Annotated in this window: 1 pseudogene; it reads right to left on the bottom strand. The window is 62.9% G+C overall.

The annotated features are described in order from the left end of the window. A pseudogene (locus ENZ74_RS34120) lies at positions 1–279 on the bottom strand (flagellar motor protein MotB); the annotation flags it as partial. Positions 280–442: the final 163 nt, after the last annotated feature.

Raw genomic sequence — 442 nt, 5'->3', positions numbered from 1 at the left:
CTCCTCGGCGGGCTGCTCGCTCTGGGCAGGCGCGGCCTGCTGTTCAGGCTCGGCCTTCTTGCGCTCGTGTTTCTGTTCGGGTTCCGCCTGCTGCTTCTGCGCGCAGGCCTCGGCCGATTCGCCCTCGGCGCATGCTGCTTGCGCCAGGATGAATGGGGTTGCCGTGCGCTGGGCAAGACCGGACGCGACACTTCCCTGAAGCGGGAACGCGCCCAACGGCGCGGATGCCATCAACAGGCCAAGTGCGGTGCCTGCCAGAATCCGTGGTTGGCGTTTCATCGAAATTCTCCTTGTGGGGTCCCATCCTTGCCGAAACCGATCTTGTGCCGATTGGTTCCAGTCTGGCACGGATAGAGGCCGTACGGGGCGATTGACCGACCTTTTGAAGGCAACTTCATGTCATTCACCTGGCGATAGCCGCAATTGCGACCATTGCCGCGCT

The organism is Mesorhizobium sp. M7A.F.Ca.CA.002.15.2.1 (assembly GCF_003998715.1).
In the GTDB taxonomy this organism is placed as follows: domain Bacteria; phylum Pseudomonadota; class Alphaproteobacteria; order Rhizobiales; family Rhizobiaceae; genus Mesorhizobium; species Mesorhizobium ciceri.
Note: the sequence above shows the minus strand (reverse complement) of the source record. Positions and strands in the feature narration are given on the sequence as shown.